The 17,159-nt window shown below is 42.5% G+C and carries 19 protein-coding genes; 11 read left to right on the top strand and 8 right to left on the bottom strand.

Translation table 11 applies throughout. The features are described from left to right. The first annotated feature begins 13 nt into the window (after positions 1 to 13). Positions 14 to 1,597 (top strand): ATP-binding protein, encoded by a 1,584-nt coding sequence (locus NLX67_RS14555; protein ID WP_254312245.1) that lies wholly within the window; start codon positions 14 to 16, stop codon positions 1,595 to 1,597. A 24-nt stretch (positions 1,598 to 1,621) separates the two neighbouring features. Then, positions 1,622 to 2,323, top strand: coding sequence for a response regulator (locus tag NLX67_RS14550; protein ID WP_254312244.1), 702 nt, complete (start codon positions 1,622 to 1,624; stop codon positions 2,321 to 2,323). A 43-nt stretch (positions 2,324 to 2,366) separates the two neighbouring features. Here the strand turns inward: NLX67_RS14550 and NLX67_RS14545 are convergent, their stop codons facing one another. Together NLX67_RS14545 and NLX67_RS14540 are read right to left on the bottom strand one after the other, a co-directional pair. Further along, complete coding sequence (locus tag NLX67_RS14545; RefSeq protein ID WP_254312243.1) at positions 2,367 to 3,152, bottom strand: class I SAM-dependent methyltransferase; 786 nt, start codon at positions 3,150 to 3,152, stop codon at positions 2,367 to 2,369. Between the two features lie 24 nt (positions 3,153 to 3,176). After that, complete coding sequence (locus NLX67_RS14540; protein WP_254312242.1) at positions 3,177 to 4,217, bottom strand: tripartite tricarboxylate transporter substrate binding protein; 1,041 nt, start codon at positions 4,215 to 4,217, stop codon at positions 3,177 to 3,179. Between the two features lie 264 nt (positions 4,218 to 4,481). Here NLX67_RS14540 and NLX67_RS14535 point away from each other — a divergent pair, with 264 nt between their 5' ends. From NLX67_RS14535 to NLX67_RS14525, 3 genes are read left to right on the top strand one after another with little or no spacing between them, the layout of a single operon-like run. After that, a complete protein-coding gene (locus NLX67_RS14535) occupies positions 4,482 to 4,928 on the top strand; it encodes a tripartite tricarboxylate transporter TctB family protein (RefSeq protein WP_254312241.1) in 447 nt (148 codons plus the stop codon). A gap of 20 nt (positions 4,929 to 4,948) precedes the next feature. Continuing rightward, a complete protein-coding gene (locus NLX67_RS14530; protein WP_254312240.1) occupies positions 4,949 to 6,475 on the top strand; it encodes a tripartite tricarboxylate transporter permease in 1,527 nt (508 codons plus the stop codon). A 12-nt stretch (positions 6,476 to 6,487) separates the two neighbouring features. Further along, on the top strand, positions 6,488 to 6,736 hold the full coding sequence (locus NLX67_RS14525; protein ID WP_046180749.1) for an HPr family phosphocarrier protein: 249 nt from the start codon (positions 6,488 to 6,490) through the stop codon (positions 6,734 to 6,736). 235 nt (positions 6,737 to 6,971) lie between these two features. Here the strand turns inward: NLX67_RS14525 and NLX67_RS14520 are convergent, their stop codons facing one another. Then, complete coding sequence (locus NLX67_RS14520; RefSeq protein ID WP_046180750.1) at positions 6,972 to 8,114, bottom strand: zinc-dependent alcohol dehydrogenase; 1,143 nt, start codon at positions 8,112 to 8,114, stop codon at positions 6,972 to 6,974. A 174-nt stretch (positions 8,115 to 8,288) separates the two neighbouring features. On the opposite strand from NLX67_RS14520, the gene NLX67_RS14515 reads away from it, so the two are divergent. Then, positions 8,289 to 8,753, top strand: coding sequence for a DinB family protein (locus NLX67_RS14515; protein WP_254312239.1), 465 nt, complete (start codon positions 8,289 to 8,291; stop codon positions 8,751 to 8,753). A gap of 233 nt (positions 8,754 to 8,986) precedes the next feature. Next, on the top strand, positions 8,987 to 9,736 hold the full coding sequence (locus tag NLX67_RS14510; RefSeq protein ID WP_254312238.1) for a YqcI/YcgG family protein: 750 nt from the start codon (positions 8,987 to 8,989) through the stop codon (positions 9,734 to 9,736). A 45-nt stretch (positions 9,737 to 9,781) separates the two neighbouring features. Here the strand turns inward: NLX67_RS14510 and hxlB are convergent, their stop codons facing one another. The 3 genes from hxlB to NLX67_RS14495 all read right to left on the bottom strand — a co-directional run bounded on the left by hxlB (position 9,782) and on the right by NLX67_RS14495 (position 11,482). Continuing rightward, complete coding sequence (gene hxlB, locus NLX67_RS14505; protein WP_254312237.1) at positions 9,782 to 10,327, bottom strand: 6-phospho-3-hexuloisomerase; 546 nt, start codon at positions 10,325 to 10,327, stop codon at positions 9,782 to 9,784. Next, entirely contained in the window at positions 10,327 to 10,968 is a 642-nt protein-coding gene (hxlA, locus tag NLX67_RS14500) for a 3-hexulose-6-phosphate synthase (protein ID WP_254312236.1), read from the bottom strand. The genes hxlB and hxlA overlap by 1 nt, the downstream gene beginning before the upstream one ends. 139 nt (positions 10,969 to 11,107) lie before the next feature. Further along, positions 11,108 to 11,482: a winged helix-turn-helix transcriptional regulator gene (locus NLX67_RS14495; protein ID WP_254312235.1), complete on the bottom strand. Its 375-nt coding sequence runs from the start codon at positions 11,480 to 11,482 to the stop codon at positions 11,108 to 11,110. A gap of 242 nt (positions 11,483 to 11,724) precedes the next feature. On the opposite strand from NLX67_RS14495, the gene zwf reads away from it, so the two are divergent. The 3 genes from zwf to NLX67_RS14480 all read left to right on the top strand — a co-directional run bounded on the left by zwf (position 11,725) and on the right by NLX67_RS14480 (position 15,236). After that, positions 11,725 to 13,182, top strand: coding sequence for a glucose-6-phosphate dehydrogenase (zwf, locus tag NLX67_RS14490; protein WP_254312277.1), 1,458 nt, complete (start codon positions 11,725 to 11,727; stop codon positions 13,180 to 13,182). A gap of 16 nt (positions 13,183 to 13,198) precedes the next feature. Then, positions 13,199 to 14,098 carry a phosphogluconate dehydrogenase (NAD(+)-dependent, decarboxylating) gene (gene gnd, locus NLX67_RS14485; RefSeq protein WP_254312234.1) on the top strand — a complete coding sequence of 300 codons (900 nt, stop codon included), beginning with the start codon at positions 13,199 to 13,201 and terminating at the stop codon, positions 14,096 to 14,098. A gap of 163 nt (positions 14,099 to 14,261) precedes the next feature. Beyond that, positions 14,262 to 15,236: a Gfo/Idh/MocA family protein gene (locus NLX67_RS14480; protein WP_046180756.1), complete on the top strand. Its 975-nt coding sequence runs from the start codon at positions 14,262 to 14,264 to the stop codon at positions 15,234 to 15,236. A gap of 11 nt (positions 15,237 to 15,247) precedes the next feature. Here the strand turns inward: NLX67_RS14480 and NLX67_RS14475 are convergent, their stop codons facing one another. Both NLX67_RS14475 and NLX67_RS14470 read right to left on the bottom strand, forming a co-directional pair. Further along, positions 15,248 to 15,991, bottom strand: a complete 744-nt coding sequence (locus NLX67_RS14475) for a YqjF family protein (protein WP_254312233.1) — start codon at positions 15,989 to 15,991, stop codon at positions 15,248 to 15,250. A 33-nt stretch (positions 15,992 to 16,024) separates the two neighbouring features. After that, entirely contained in the window at positions 16,025 to 16,504 is a 480-nt protein-coding gene (locus NLX67_RS14470) for a hypothetical protein (RefSeq protein ID WP_052728555.1), read from the bottom strand. Positions 16,505 to 16,626: 122 nt separating this feature from the next. Between NLX67_RS14470 and NLX67_RS14465 the strand changes: the two genes are divergently transcribed. Beyond that, entirely contained in the window at positions 16,627 to 17,073 is a 447-nt protein-coding gene (locus tag NLX67_RS14465) for a DUF4385 domain-containing protein (RefSeq protein WP_254312232.1), read from the top strand. Positions 17,074 to 17,159: the final 86 nt, after the last annotated feature.

Genomic DNA, 17,159 nt, shown 5'->3' with positions numbered 1-17,159 from the left:
GCGGGCCAGACGAATGAAGAAAACTTTTAAACAACCAAAGCTGCTTACACAAATGATTGGCCTTATTTCAATTGTTGTCTGTTTCACAGTCATTTTTGTAAGCGCTATCTCTTATTCGATAATTGATGATATGACAGAAGAAGCTTTAGGAAATCAAGCAATGACTGTTGCGAAAATGGCTGCGCAAAAATACAGAATTATTCAAGCGTTTGATGATCCAGATCCGTCCGTCGTCATTCAGCCTATCGCAGAAGAAATCCGGAAATCGACCGGTGCCGGTTATGTGGTGATTGGCAATAGAGAAAATATTCGATATTCACATCACATCGAAGAAAATATCGGAAAAACGATGGGAACGAGCAGCAGCCAGTCTATTCATAACGGAGAATCCGTTATATACGAAGGAACAGGAATATCCGGATCGGCTATAAAAGCAAAAACGCCTATTTACAACGATGATGGGGAGATTATTGGTGTATCGTCGGTCGGGTTTTTAACAAATGAAGCTAAGAAGAGAATTGGCGAATATCAATTTAAATTATTTTTCTTTTCCCTTTTTATAATTCTCCTTGGTGTAACGGGCGCGGTCATTATTGCTAAACGAGTGAAGAAACTGATTTTTAACCTGGAACCAGAGGAAATTTCTTTTCTATTTAAAGAAAAAGAAGCGACAATCGAATCGATCCGGGATGCGACTGTGGCTGTAAACAACGATTATCAAGTAACTTCCATCAATAAACGGGCAAGAGAACTGTTGAAAGATCAAATTGAACTCGACGGGAAAATCGTTAATGACCGGCTTATCCATATGATGGAATCGGTCATTAAATCAAAACAGAGTGTAGTGAATCAAAAGTTTTTATTCGGCCATCAGCTTTATGTGGTGGACGGTTCTCCTATTTTGCAGAAGCAGAAAACCAGAGGCGCCGTCTTAACAGTACGCCCTGTTTCGGAAATTGAAAAAATAGAAGAGGAAGTTTCAGCGATTAAAAGCATTAGCGATAATATTCGTGCGCAAAATCATGAGTATTTAAATAAATTAAATACCATTTATGGATTGATGACACTAGAACAATACGATGAAGCGAGATCCTTCATATCTGATGAAGTGAAGGAGCGGCAAGACACTGTTGTCTTCCTAACGTCTTCTGTCAAAGATCCATTTATTGCGGCATGCCTGCTCGGAAAAATTCATCGCTCTAAAGAGTTAAAAGTGCAGCTCTATATTGATGAAAACAGCAACCTTTCTTATATACCGCCGTCTTTTGACACAAAGTTATTCGTCACCGTTTTGGGAAATGTAATTGACAATGCAATGGAAGCAGCGAGCCGCTTAAAAGGAGAACAGGCACGTGTGAGTGTTTCCTTTACTGATTTTGGAAGCGATCTTATTTTTGACATTGAAGACAACGGACCTGGCATTCTGGAAGAATATCAGGAACGAATTTTTAAAGAAGGCTTTACAACAAAAGATGGGGAAAACCATGGACTTGGACTGGCTATTGTGAAAAATACGCTAAAAAAACTGAATGGTGAAATTTATATTTCCGCTTCAAATTCAGGCGGTGCACAATTCACTATTGCGATACCGAAGTAAGATATGAAAAGGGGAATGGTTAAGATGTCCGACCAAATTATTAACATAATGATCATTGAAGATGATGAAACGACGATCAATATTTATAAAAAATTCATACAAAAGCTGGAAGGTTTTCAAATCATGGCTTCTGCGAGTAATGGAAAGCAAGCGCTGGACTTATTACATGTGTTTACGCCGGAGTTAATTTTACTTGATGTGTTTCTTCCAGATATGAAAGGAACCGATTTACTATGGGAAATCAGGAAGGAGGTCCGCGGTGTCGACGTTATTATGATTACCGCCGCAAACGATGTTCATACGGTAAGTGAAGCCATCAGAGGCGGCGCATTCAGCTATATGATGAAACCGATTATGATTGATCAGTTTTTATCGACACTTGAGCAGTATAAAGAAACGAGAGAGAAATTATTTCATTCAGCGACCGTTGAGCAAAATGATGTGAATCGTTTTTTTGGCATGAAAAGCCAAAGGGATTCTGTGAAAAAAGAAGAACATCCGGATGAGCTTCCAAAGGGGATTGATAAACACACATTAAAGAAAGTCCGCACACAGATGAAGAAAATAACGGAAAGCATCAATGCGGAAGAGACAGCGAAAGCCATCGGAGCGAGCAATTCTACCGTTAGACGTTATTTGGAATATCTGGTTTCAAAAGAAGAGATCGAAGTGGATATTATGTATGGAACAATCGGCCGTCCGGAGCGAAGATACCGTAAAAAATAACCCGAAGGTCAGCTCTTGCCGCTGACCTCCGGGTTTCTTTTGATCATTCCGCTTTTTTAGCAAGCACCATCCACTCATCGATCGTAAACGAGAGAATGGCATCATTTTTTGTTGTAATAGAAAAATAGTCTATTACCGCTTTAGCCGCAGAAAGAAGGTGAGCATCCACTTGTTTTATTTGTTCCTGTGAAGAAGTTGTCCGGCTGACCCATTCCGGATAGCCAAGTGTTTTTTTACGGATTTCATCTTTTACAAGGTCAAGTCCAGCCGCATCGAACCATTCTTTCCATTCTGAAATAGAATAACTGCGCACATGGCTGTCATCTCGTAATTTTTCCAGGCGGTTCACAAAGTTATCATATACCTCATCTTCAGGTGCAATATTATCAATGAGGAGAAAATGTCCACCAGGTTTTAGCACACGTGCGGCTTCTGTCACAAATTTTTCTGGGTTCGGAAAATGATGGGCGGCAATACGGCACGTTACAGAGTCAAACGTGTTTGATAAAAAAGGAAGCGACTCCGCATCCGCCGCGACATAAAAAATATTGTCGGCTGATTGATCCAAATGCCGTTTAGCTGCTTCCAGCATTTCAACGGTTAAATCCGTTGAAAAAATATGTGCGACATGCGGTGCCAGCGTTTTTGACACATGTCCGCCTCCGGTTGCGACATCAAGGACAACTGAATGAGTGTGAAGCTGAAGCCATTCGGGAATAAGAGCGAGATCGGTTCCGGTGGAATGCGTACTGCTTGTCACATACTTTTCTGCTGTTTTTCCAAACTGCTGCTTTACTTTTTGTTTTGCTGATTCAGATTGATCATTCAAATCATACAATCCCTTCAAGTAATCTTATTTTTGCATATTTAGCGATTCGAGAATTTCCTGCACAAGCACTTCCTGCTCTTCTAGGAAAGCTGTGAATTCCTCAGAATTTTTATAGCCGTGTTCCCACCCATTTGTTTGCAGAACTTCTTGCCATTCCGGTGTTTGAACCATTTCGTCAAGTGTTTTATTCCAGTAGTCAACCGCATAATCCGGCATTTCCTTTGGACCGAACAAACCGCGCCAGATCGTAAACTCTGCATCGATTCCTCCTTCTTTGTATGTTGGAATATCAGCATATGTGCCTTTCAGTCTTTCCGGAGAAGATACGCCAAGCACGCGGATTTTTCCTGCTTTTAAATATTCACCTGTACCGGAAATATCCGTTGCGAGCACGTCAGCATTGCCGCCGATTAACGCTGTCATCGCTTCTCCGCCGCCATCGTAGGATACATATTTAATTTTCGCTGCATCAACACCTGCTTTGACAGCCGGCAGCATCGCCACTAAGTGATCCTGTGAGCCGGGAGCGGAACCGCCAGCCAATGTAAGGCTGTCCGGTTTTGCTTTTAAGTCATTAAATAACGACTGCAAATCGGTATATTTGGAATCAGCCGGGACAACAATGGCGCCGTAATCTTTTGTCAGCTGAGCGATAGGTGTTAAATCTCTATACGAATGGGGACTGTTGCCTTCTTTTTTCAAATTATTAATCAGTAGTGGAACAGAAGGAAGGAACAATCGGTACGGATCTTGAGGATCCTGGCTGATAAAGTCAGCAAGGCCGACTGCCTGTCCGCCGCCCGGCTTGTTTTCAACTGTCATCGACTGCTCATTTAATCCTGTGTCACTTAAAACTTTTGTTAACGCGCGGGCTGTTGTATCAAGACCGCCGCCAGCACCAGATGGAGCATTAATAACAATCGGTTTTTCCGGGTAAGATGCCCCTGCTTCCTCATTATTTCCTTCTGAAGACGACCCGGAACCGCTGCAGGCTGCTAAGCTGAGTGCCAGCGCTCCGGCCGTAATCATACTTCCCCACTTTTTCACGTTGAATGTAGTAATCATATTTGTACCCCCTCGAAATTTGATAACGCTTTCATGTGTGCATCGTATCATTCCGGTTTTTGCCTGAATAGATTATACTCATTCATCTCATAAAGCTCATAAATAAACATTAACGTCATATTTTTCACGAGATGTCGAACATTTCATAAAAAATATGAAGATTATTGAAGTTATGCTGTAAAACTTCTATCAAAACGAAATTCCTGCTATTTTTTAGAAAGCGGTTACATCATTATTTTTTCGATTATTATGGAGGTGGATGAAGTGAGCAAAACGTTCGATCGCTACGCAAGTATTATCTTTTTATTAATAGGCGTGCTTTTCATTTTTGAAAGCCGGAAAATTTCGGCAAGTTCATACGGCAGCAATGTAGGACCGGATGTTTTCCCGATTGGGCTTGGTGTGCTGTTAATCTTGTTAAGTATCAAACTGTTCATTGAAACAATGAAGATTAAAAGACAAGAAACCAAGGGAGATAAGCCTGACTATAAACGGTTTTTGATTATTTTTGCGGCAGCTGTTCTTTATGTATTGCTGCTGGAGCCACTTGGTTATGTGATTACAACTTTTTTCTTTTTAGTGATCGGTTTTCAGGTTTTGGAAAAGGGTGGATGGTTGAAAACAATTATCATTGCGTCAGTGTTTTCATTTGGTGTTTATTACTTATTCGTTGAAGTCTTGCAGGGGTCATTGCCAGGATTTCCGATTTAATTTATGTAGGAGGTGGAAAGATGGAAACATTACAGTTTCTCGCAAACGGGTTTGGTATTGCAATGCAGTGGCAAAATTTATTATTTGCTTTTTTTGGTGTATTGATTGGCACTGCAGTGGGCGTGCTTCCCGGCATCGGTCCGATGAGTGGGGTGGCGCTGCTTATTCCGATTACAGCGACACTTACGTCAGGGCTTGATCCGCAAAGTGCGGCAGCGAGTTCGATTATCTTGCTTGCAGGTGTTTATTACGGCGCTATGTACGGAGGCTCAACGACATCGATTTTATTAAATACACCGGGTGAATCGTCTTCTGTTGTGACCGCACTGGATGGATATCAGATGGCCAGACAAGGAAGAGCCGGAGCAGCGTTATCTATTTCCGCAATCGGTTCGTTTGTCGCAGGGATCGTGTCACTCCTCGGTTTGACATTACTGGCAAAGCCGCTTTCTGAATTAGCCCTTTCATTTGGCCCGGCTGAGTATTTTTCGTTAATGTTGCTCGGTTTGTGTGCAGTCAGCGGCTTGGCGGGGAGCTCGATTACAAAGGCGCTAATCATGACGGTTGCCGGTCTGCTTTTGGCTACAATCGGCATGGATAACGTTTCGGGTGTTTCACGGTTTACATACAATAATGCTTATTTGTATTCCGGACTTGAATTTTTAACGGTAGCAGTTGGACTATTTGCGCTTGGTGAAGTATTTCGGACCATTTTGGACCGGGACAAAGATGACGGAAATATTGCCAAGGTTGGACGCATTTTGCCGACAAAGCAGGATATGAAAGACAGCGCCGCACCCATCGTTCGCGGTTCCCTGCTCGGCTTTTTTATCGGCGTGCTTCCAGGGGCAGGTGCTACGCTTGCTTCTTTTTTCTCTTACATTGCAGAAAAGAAAATAAGCAAAAATCCGGAAAAATTTGGACAAGGGGCTATCGCGGGGGTGGCCGCTCCGGAATCAGCCAATAATGGTGCATCAGGCGGTGCGATGATTCCACTTTTAACAATGGGTATTCCGGGTTCAGGAACTACGGCTATCTTGATGGGCGCGCTCATTATGTACAATGTGCAGCCAGGTCCGCTTTTATTTGAAGATAATCCGGAAGTAGCGTGGGGACTGATTGCCAGTATGTTTATCGGGAATGTTATGCTTCTTGTGCTGAACATGCCGCTTGTGAAAGTATTTGCCAAAGTCATTGAAACACCGGCTAAATACTTGCTGCCGATTATTATTGCTATTTCAATATTCGGCGTATATGCCGTTCAATTTAATACATTTGACTTAGCGCTGCTGCTCATCTGCGGACTGCTCGGCTACTATTTAACGAAAAATGATTACCCGGTCGCACCGCTCGTTCTCGCGCTTGTGCTTGGACCGATGATCGAAAATAATATGCGCCGCGCGCTTACGTCTTCAAACGGAGATTTTTCGATATTCGTCACAAGCCCTGTTTCATTGCTTTTCCTTGTCATTGGCGCTCTTTGGATCAGCGTTCCGCTCATTATGAAAATGCGCGGCCGTTCGGTCATTATTAATGAAGAAGATTAAGGGGGAAAAGAAATGGAGCTCGGACCTACATTTGCGCGTTTTGTCGTTGAATTAAATAAAACGGCTCAGCCTTTTCAATCCAGTATTGTATTAAAAACAGACAGCCGCAGCATCGATGTGAAAAGTATTTTAGGATTAACGCATTCTGTTCTTACGTCAAAAGCGTTTCAGCTTGAAATTCATGGACCGGATGAAGAGCAGGCAAAGCAAGATATGGTTCAAGTATTTCGGGACTTTCATATTTCAGTGGAAGTAAATTAGCATAAAAGGGGCTGACTCAATTTTTGAGTCAGCCCCTTTTATTTAGTCATTCACCGAACTTGCTGAACAAAACGATGCTTCGGAAAAACTCCAGCTTTCTTCCATGATAAACGTGGGGTAATCCGAATGCAAAAAAAGATGATTGTAGAAGATGATCCAAAAATTGCCGAACTTCTTCAAATATATATTGGGAAGTAAAGATAAGTGTTTTCAATCAGTCCGTTTTTTTACGTCATTATGGCTTCAAGACGACTTTAATGCATTCATCCGCATGATCGTTGAACGTTTGATACGCTTCTGCAGCCTGCTCAAGAGGCACTTTATGCGTTACGATTTCTGTTGGATCAAATTCGCCAGCAGTAATTTTCTTAAACAGCTCCGGCATGTAGTGAATAACCGGTGCCTGGCCCATTTTAACCGTAATGTTCCGTTCAAACAAGTTACCAAGTGGGAACATGTTATACATTGATCCGTAAACACCTGTCAATTGAATCGTACCGAATTTGCGCACTGATTTAATAGCGATTTGGATCGCGCTTAACGTACCACCCTGCAATTTCAGCTTTTGTTCAATTGCTTCAACTGGTGACTTTTTACCGTCCATGCCGACACAGTCGATGACAACATCCGCGCCGCCGTTTGTGATTTCTTTTAAATGATCGCCCATATTTTTGTATTCCGAGAAGTTAAAGGTTTCAACATTATTCATCTGTTTCGCATGCGCGAGGCGATATGGAACGTGGTCAACCGCGATGACCCGTTTAGCGCCTTTCATCCAGGCGAATTTTTGGGTCATTAAGCCGATCGGTCCGCAGCCAAGCACGATAACAGTATCTCCTGCTTTCACACCGGAATTTTCAACGCTCCAGTAAGCCGTAGGAAGAACGTCCGACATAAACAGAAGGGCTTCATCTTCAAGCTCGCATGACTCAGGAATAACGAATGGCATAAAATTCCCAAATGGTACACGCAAAAACTCCGCCTGGCCGCCAGGGAAGTTCCCGTAGCGTTCCGTAAAGCCGAAGTAGCCGCCTGTATCGATATGAGGGTTCGCATTGGAATTGTCGCATTGGCTTTCCAGATCATTTTCACAGTAGAAGCAGTGGCCGCAAGAAACATTAAACGGCAAAACGACGCGGTCCCCTTTTTTTACTTTTGTCACGTCCGGTCCGACTTCTTCCACAATACCCATCGGCTCATGACCGATGACATAATCTTCTTCCGCCGGTGGGAGCGCGCCCTGATAAATGTGCAAATCAGAACCGCAAATGGCTGTGGAAGTAATTCGGACAATAATATCTTCCCGTTTTTGAATCGTTGGATCGGCTACATTTTTCACCTGCATGTTTTTAACACCTTGATACGTGACTGCTCGCATGAAAAAACCTCCTGCTTTGGGATAGTCTTCTATTACCCGAAATGAAAGATATTATTCTAAAAAAGAGTCAGCCTTTTCTCTCATTTTCAGTTATATTCCATTTTTGTCTGCTATATTTGAAAAAAGGAAGGTCGCGATTTTTGGATTAAATACAATAGTAGAGGGGGAAAACGAATGAAACACCTTCATCATTACCATGTTTGGGCGAATGAACGAATGCTCAATCATATCCTTCAATTTCCGGACGTGTTTAGGAAGCCATCTGCCGGCCCTTTTTCAACGATTGCGCGAACATTTGGCCATATATACGATGTAGACCGACTTTGGTTTACCCGTATGAAAGGGACAAGTTTATTAGCAATAGGTAAGACGGAATTTTCCGATGTACAGGAAGCAAAAGAAGCGTTTACTGCTTTGCATAAAGAAATGAGCCAGTTTTTAACACTTGAAACAGATAGAAATAGAATGATTCACTATGAAAACACAGAAGGAGCGTCGTTTCAAAATACATTGTCTGAGCTTGTAACACACGTTGTGAATCATGGGACATCTCATCGTGGAAATGTAGTGGTCATGCTTAGAGAAGCGGGGTACAGAAGCTGTCCGACCGACTACATTTATTTTTTGCGAGACTTATAAAAAACAGAGCCTGATCCAATCAGGCTCTGTTTTTAGCGGCGGTTTTTAAAATTTTTCAGTAATTTGTAAACAGCGAATACGATAACGATACCAATGATAATAAATAATAGTCCTCTCATATGGACACATCCTTTCAGCAGACAGATACACCTTATGTATCCTTTTTCGTCATCATTCAAACATGAGAGCGTTTTAAAGTGGCTGGAAAGGGTAAAAAGAGGGAAATAAGTCTAATGACAATGACTGGAGGCGGAACCTTGCTGAAAACCCGAACGGCTTTATTGACGAAAGAGGATATGGAAACACGTGAAGATCTGCCTTTATGGCTGAAGAACGAATACGCAGCGTTTCACCGGACAGTGATGGATCCCACGTTTCCTTGTTATTTTGGCATGAATGGTGAACGAAAAGGCGAATTGAGATATGGGTATATCACCCAAAAGGATTGGTCAAGGTTACCTGAAATTGTTGGTTCATTTCTCGAACTGTTTAAAGAGCCTCCATTTGTTCGGCACGGTTTATTTTTATTTGTTGAGCCTTTTGAGCAAGAAGGGGATCTTGAACAGTACCGGGAACAATTTTGGTCCATTCTTCAATATTTACATGAACAGGATGATCAGGAGTGGCCTGCTGAAAGCCCAAAAGATCCGGATCATTATTTGTGGGATTTTCATTTCCACGGCGAGCCAGTCTTTGTTTTTGGAAACACTCCGGCTTATAAACAACGGAAAACAAGAGATTTAGGCAATGCCATGGTACTCGGTTTTCAGCCGCGAAAAATTTTCAAGGGACTAACTGGAACGGAGCCAGGCGGAATTATGTCACGTGAAAAAGTGCGAGAACGGGTTGAAAAATGGGACAGGCTTCCGAAACATCCGGATATTAGCCACTTCGGTGATCCGACGCATAATGAATGGAAGCAGTTTTTTATTGGAGATGACAGCGAACCGATTTTAGGGAAATGTCCATTTCAACATAAATAATGAAGAAGAGGACTGCCATAGCATTAGGCAGTCCTCTTTTTGTATCTATTCTAAATTTGCATGGCGTCCGTACATATTGCCGGAGTCCATTCCGCGTTTCTCCATGATTTGCAAAATAAGCGAATCATAAAACAACAGCAGGCTTTGTTCAAACAAAGAGCCCATCGGCTGAATCGATTTATTGCTTGTGTCGGCTTTCGTCTGGGCCGGAATCTCAATAACGATGTCAGCAAGCCGGCCGATAGATGAATCCGGCACAATCGTAACAGCTGCTACCGATGCGCCGATCGACTTGGCTTTCTCCGCCATCGCGACCAGGCTTTTCGTTTCACCAGAACCAGAGCCGACAATAAATAAATCGCCTTCTTCTACATTCGGTGTTACGGTTTCGCCAACGACGTACGGATCTAAGCCGACGTGCATCATGCGCATCGCAAACGATTTCGCCATGAACCCCGAGCGCCCTGCGCCGGCCACAAATATCTTTTTCGCTTCGAGAATGCGATTCACAAGCTGTGCAGCGTCCTCATCACGGATCAGGTCAGAGATCGCTTGAAGCTCTTGTAAAATGCGTTCCAGCTGCTTTGTCATTAAGCGTGAACCGCTTCTTTGATCAATTTTTGCATCTGGGCAGCAGCTGCTTTTTTGTCGTCTTTGCTTGTGATGCCACCGCCAACGATGACAAGATCAGGCTGTTCTTTAATGACTTCAGGAAGTGTTTCAAGCTTAATGCCGCCAGCAATTGCTGTTTTTGCATTTTTCACAACGCTTTTAATTGTGTGTAAATCTTCAAAGGAGTTTTGGCCAACTGCCTGTAAATCGTAGCCAGTATGCACGCAAATGTAATCAACGCCAAGTGCGTCAAGCTCTTGCGCACGTGTTTTAATGTCTTTAACCGCGATCATATCAACAAGAATTTGTTTGCCTTGTTTTTTCGCTTCTTCTACAGCGCCTTTAATGGATGCATCTTCTGCCTGGCCAAGGATTGTGACGATGTCAGCGCCTGCCGCTGCTGCTTGTGATACTTCATAGCCTGCCGCGTCCATAATTTTAAGATCCGCAAGAACCTCTAAGTTCGGGAACGCTTCTTTCATTGCTTTCACTGCGTGAAGACCTTCGTTAATGACAACCGGCGTACCGATTTCAACGATGTCAATGTGTTCTTGTACTTCTTTCACAAGCTCGATGCCTTCTGGAATGTTTACTAAATCAAGTGCTAATTGTAATTTCATGATGTCTCTCCTTTTTGTTTTGTCTCCAGTTCATTGTAGAATATTGTCGCAAAAAAAAGAAGTACGCACTTTTAATTCATATAGTGCTAAAAAGTATACTGTGGAACAAAAAAGAACGTGTCCCAGTACGCTCTTCTGATTATTTAGTATGTCCGATTTTGACAGAAGGTTCATCTACTTGTTTTTCAATAAAACCCTTATATTTCTTGCCCCAGTCATACATCGATTCCAAAATGGGCATCAACGTCCGTCCTTGATCGGTTAGGGAATATTCCACTTTTGGCGGCACAACCGCATAGACTTCCCGGTGAACAATAAAATCGGATTCCAGTTCACGAAGCTGATTGACAAGCATCCGCTGTGTAATGCCCGGCATAAGCGACTTCAGCTCATTAAATCGCTTCGTTCCTTCCTTGCCTAAATGCCAAAGAATCAGCATTTTCCATTTGCCGCCAATTACAGCAAGCGTTAATTCTTTTTCACAATTAAATTCCTTTGCGCAAACATGTCCCATATTACCGCCTCCAAAAATTTTAACAGTATATTTTTTGATACTATATGAATTATAAATGCGTACTTACTTTTATTAATCATACGAAATATAATCATGAATGTACACAAGAAAGCCAATACTAACGAGGGTCCTATTATAAAGTCGTTAAAAAACAGCAGGAGGAAGATGTAATGAATAACATGACGATTTCCAATCATCATAATCGTGAGAACACTGCTTTTACTGATCCAGTAACATTGAAAGTGAGCCCGATGATATTTGTTTTGTTTGGGGCAACAGGTGATTTGGCAAAAAGAAAAATTTTCCCTGCATTATATAATTTATTTCTGGACGGAAAGATGCCTGATTCTTTTTCAATTGTTGGTCTCGGGAGAAGAGAATGGTCTGATCAGAAATTTCAAACACATGTAGAGGAATCGATTCGATCTTTTTCCAGACGTATTATGGAAAATAACCCAAAAATGAATCAATTTCTCCATGCATTTCATTACAGTGCTGTGGATGTAACAGACCAGCAGGCATATACAACGCTGCTGAATGATATCCAAAAACAGGAGAACGAGTTAAGCATCCCTGAAAACCGGCTGTTTTACTTATCGGTTGCACCTGATCTTGTAGATACCATTACAGCAAATATTAAGAGCAGCGGACTTGGTTCTGTAAATGGATGGAAGCGGCTCATTATCGAAAAACCATTCGGACATGACCTTGCATCTGCGCGGACCTTAAACGCAAAACTCAGTGAATCATTTGAAGAAAATGAAATTTACAGAATTGATCATTATCTCGGGAAGCCAATGGTTCAAAATCTTGAAGCACTGGTATCTGCTAATCCAGCTCTTGAGGCTTTGTGGAATAGGGACCATATAACCAATGTACAGATTACGGCCAGCGAAACGGTTGGTGTTGAAGAAAGAGCCGGTTATTATGATCGAGCTGGTGCTATACGGGATATGGTTCAAAATCATTTGCTGCAGCTGCTCATGATGACAGCCATGCATTTGCCTGAAGATAGCGATGCGGAAAAGGTCAGAGCGGAAAAAAGAAAGGTAATGGAATATCTTCGTCCGCTGCAAAAAGAAGATGTTGAGGCAAATGTGATCCGAGGCCAATATGGACCTGGGGAAATTTTAAATGTGCCTGCAGGTGGTTACCTTGAAGAGCCGGGGGTAGACACGTCTTCAAGAAACGATACATTTATCGCGGCCCGTTTATGGGTGGATAATGATTTTTGGGCGGGTGTCCCGTTTTATATCCGTACAGGAAAAAGAATGAAGGATAAATCGACACGAATCGTGATTGAATTTAAACATTCGGGAAAAGCGGATGCCGCCCCTAACTTGTTAACAATAGATATTAATCCATTTGAGGGCGTTTCATTTCAATTAAATATGAAAAACCCATTTAATAATCAAATTGAGCCTGTAGTCATCGATTTTTCAGCCAATTCAAAAGACGTGCCGGAAGCATACGAACTTTTATTGTCCGACGCTTTGCGCGGCAACCCGACATTTTTTGCGCATTGGAAAGAAGTTGAATTGTCATGGGAATGGATTCAGCCCATTTTAGATGCGTTCGGAGAAGACAAGATTCCTCTACATGTTTACCCGGCGGGATCAATGGGACCGGATGCGTCTCAACAATTATTAAAAGAAGATGGGTTTAGCTGGTGGGATCACGTATATGAACAAAACAAGTAGACAGGAGACGAATGCCATGAAAGTCGGATTAGTTGGTTTAGGAAAAATGGGCTTGAATATAGGAAGAAATTTAATCGATCATCACTACGATGTGGCCGCGTTCGATCTGAATGAACATGCGGTTGAAGAAATGAAAAAATATGGAGCTGAGGGAATATCCAGTTTAGCTGCACTTATCCAATCATTGCCGCAGCCAAGGGTTCTTTGGATCATGGTTCCACACTCGGTTGTTGACTCTGTCTTGAGTGATATTACACCTTTGCTGCATAAAGGGGACATCGTGATTGAAGCCGGGAATTCACATTATAAAGAATCCATACGGCGTTCTGAACAGTTAAAAGAAGCGGGAGTCTATTTTATGGATGTTGGGACATCCGGCGGTATGGCCGGAGCCAGAAATGGAGCTTGTTATATGGTCGGAGGGGATCCGGAAGCCTGGAAAACGGTCGAACCACTTTTTCAGGATACGGCGGTGGAAAAAGGATACTACTATGCAGGGAAATCAGGCAGCGGCCATTTCTTGAAAATGATTCACAATGGAATCGAATATGGGATGATGGCAGCAATCGGTGAAGGTTTTGACGTTTTGGAAAAAAGTGATTTTGATTTTGACTATGAACAAGTAGCCAGGGTTTGGAATAACGGCTCGGTCATTCGATCATGGCTAATGGAGTTAACAGAGAATGCTTTTTCCAAGGATGCGAAGTTAGATGAAATTAAAGGCGTGATGCATTCTTCCGGTGAAGGCAAGTGGACGGTTGAAACCGCGATGGATTTACAAACAGCCACACCTGTCATCGCGATGTCGCTGCTGATGCGCTATCGTTCGATGGAAACAGACACATTTACCGGAAAAGTGGTTGCTGCTCTGCGAAATGAATTTGGCGGCCACAGTACAGAAAAAGCAGTCACATAAATATAAAGCCGTTCTTCAGATTCAGAACGGCTTTTTTGTTTTCATTCTGTTCATTTTACTGGCAAGTACGGTAGAATGATGAATGACAAAATATATTATCAGGTTTTATCTGCATTTGAGTTTGTAAATGAACCAACTTTTGTGAAAAGAGAGGACGAATCATATGAACATTGCAACAATTGGAACGAGTACCATTACTGAGCGATTTGTGGACGCGATTGGAAAAACAGATGTGTTGACGTTTGCCGGGGCCTATTCACGCACTGCCGACAAAGCGGAAAAACTGGGCGCCCCGCGAATCTTCACTGATTTTAACGAACTGGCTGATGATGCGTCGATCGACGTTGTCTACATCGCTTCGCCCAATTCGCTTCACTTTGAGCAGGCGCTTTTGCTGATGAAGCATAAAAAGCATATTATTTGCGAAAAACCAATGTTTTCAACGTCTTTAGAACTGGCGGAAGCTTTTAAAACAGCGGATGATAACGGCGTCTTTTTATTTGAAGCGTTCCGCAATCTTTATACGCCAAATCACGAGCGGTTAAAGAATGCGATCGCGAAAGTCGGTCCCCTCCGCCATTCATTTTTACAGTACATGAAATATTCATCACGCTACGACAACGTGCTGGCGGGAGAAGAACCAAATATTTTTTCTCCAAAGTTCTCAGGCGGTGCTTTGGTCGATTTAGGCGTATACCCGATCAGCCTGGCTGTTTCATTATTCGGAAAGCCGGAAAAAGTTACTGCCCATATGACTATGCTGCCAACGGGTGTGGATGGAAGCGGCTCGGTTATTCTTGATTATGGAACACATACATGTACAACAATGTTTTCAAAAATCACTGATTCCTATTTGCCAGGTGAAATTAGTGGCGAAAACGGGACGATCACTCTTGACCATGTTGCGCCAATTTCCAGCATCGAATTTACAGAACGCCGTTCGGGTCAAAAAGAACAATTGGCCGTACAGGAAGAAGAAAACGATATGATGTATGAGGCAGAAGCCGTTGCATCGGCCATCAAGTCAAATAACCGGGAAATGTACAAGCATTATCGGAATATCAGTGAAATTGTTATTCACATTACAGAAGAAGCCCGAAAGCAAAATAATATTGTTTTTGCGGCAGAAGCAGAATAAGAAAAACGTGTTTACCGCTCTTTTTTTAAGGGCCAGGTAAACACGTTTTTTTGATGGGAAAAATGAGCTAATGGTTTTTCGCTGAAAACGTGATGCGGCAAAAAGGAAGGTGCTGTTTGATCATAAATAACACATGCGGCTTCTGTCACACGCCAGCGGTTATGATGTATATCTCCGCGGAAAACATGGCTGCCTTTTTGGACCCAAAAGCAGTAGCGTTCCAGCAGCCACCAGTCCAAGGTCCCTTCTTTTGGCAGGAAAATCGATGAAGAAGGAGAGTAAGATGCTTGAAACCTTTCTGGTCTGTTTCCAGACTGAATGCGATTGGACTGAAAGTGAACCGTTTTATTGTGTACGTACATGTTCATTTGTGCATGGTAATACGGAAGAAAAGAGGCCGCTCCTGCTCCAATCACAACCGGCCATTTATCCGCACCAAGACTAAAAAAATAAATACCAGGGACGCCATTGTACGTGATATAGGTCCGTATATTTAATTCCAAATATGAATGGTAAAAAGGAAAGGGCGGCAGACCGTGCAGCCGGGTATTCCGAGCCCAAAAAGGAACAATACTGATCCAGGATCTTCCTTGAAACAAATCGAGTGAAAAAGCAGCCGGGATATGGGACGCCAAAAGATTTGCAGAAACTGGCCAATGAAGAAAAAGCATGTAATCCCAGCGCTGCTTCATTACCCATGGAGAAGCAGGAAGCGGAAAAGGGCGTTGGTTTGTTTCTTTAAATTCTAAAGGCAATCCATAAAGCTCCTTTCCGCAGCCATTAACGGTTTACTTATTTCCTTGGTCAAGGTCTAACTCTACTTCATTTTCTTCTTTTTTCGGTTCCGTTGCTTTTTCTAAAAGAGCCGTCAACTTTTTATTTGAATCTTCCACCCACGGTTTCATTTTTTCCGTGTCCGGACTGTCTTTTTTTGTTTCATCGATCAGCGGGTACAGGCTTTCTTCAATCGCAGCATAGTCCTCCGGATACTGTTCTTCAATTTCAGCTTCCGCTAAATCCCAATGCTCCTCCAGGCTTTTCCCGGTCGTTTGAATTTCTTCAATGCTTTCAGAAGCATCAATATGCGTATTCAACTCAACCAATGTATTTTGCACGTTCTGGATTTTACTTGGCATATCACGTGCTGTCTCCTCAATCGTATCCGTTTCCGTATCTAAAACAGGCTGTTCACTTTCGTCAGTTCCGCAGCCAGCAGCCAGCATTCCTGTCAATAAAAAAGAAGCCGCAGCATAATAGGGTTTTTTCATAATAACTCTCCTTTGTGTTCTTTTCTTACTAATATTGACGAATGAAACAGTTTTAAACATAATTTTTCCACTGTTTGGTCACTTAAGGGACGGGTAAAAATAGAGAAAAGGAGGGAGACGTTATGTCATTTGACTATTCGCTTGATTTTGACAACATTGACTTTCGGGAAGAATCGGAGAAATACCGTGTGGGACGCGGGGAGCAGGGAGTGCTGATGGTAGAACCGTATAAAAGTGAAATTCTGCCGCACTGGCGTTTTAAAACGCCGGCCATTGCAAAAGAATCGTCCGAGAAAATATACGATATGTTTCTGGAATATAAGGAAAAGGATGATTTTGTCGGCATGGATATGGCCCGGAAGTTTTTGCAGATGGGGTATACGCGCGCCCGCCGTTACACAAATTATAAAGGCGGTCGGAAGTACGATAAAGACGGGAATGTGAACGAGCGGAACATTGACGAGGAAAAAGCAAAATCCGCGGCCATTTTTGAAGTGAAATGGAAAATGGCACGCGAAGATGAGGATTATTTAAAGCTGAAAAAAGTGCATCAGAAAAAGTATGGCTGAAATTTTTTTGTTTCACAAGGAGATAAGATAGAGACTGTCGACAAAATCATCACTCTTTTTTTGAAGAAAGTGTCTATTGCCGTAAA

Source organism: Domibacillus sp. A3M-37 (assembly GCF_024213455.1).
GTDB classification, from domain to species: Bacteria; Bacillota; Bacilli; order Bacillales; family Domibacillaceae; genus Domibacillus; species Domibacillus tundrae.
The sequence above is the reverse complement of the archived record's forward strand: the minus strand, read 5'-3'. Positions and strand labels throughout refer to the sequence as shown.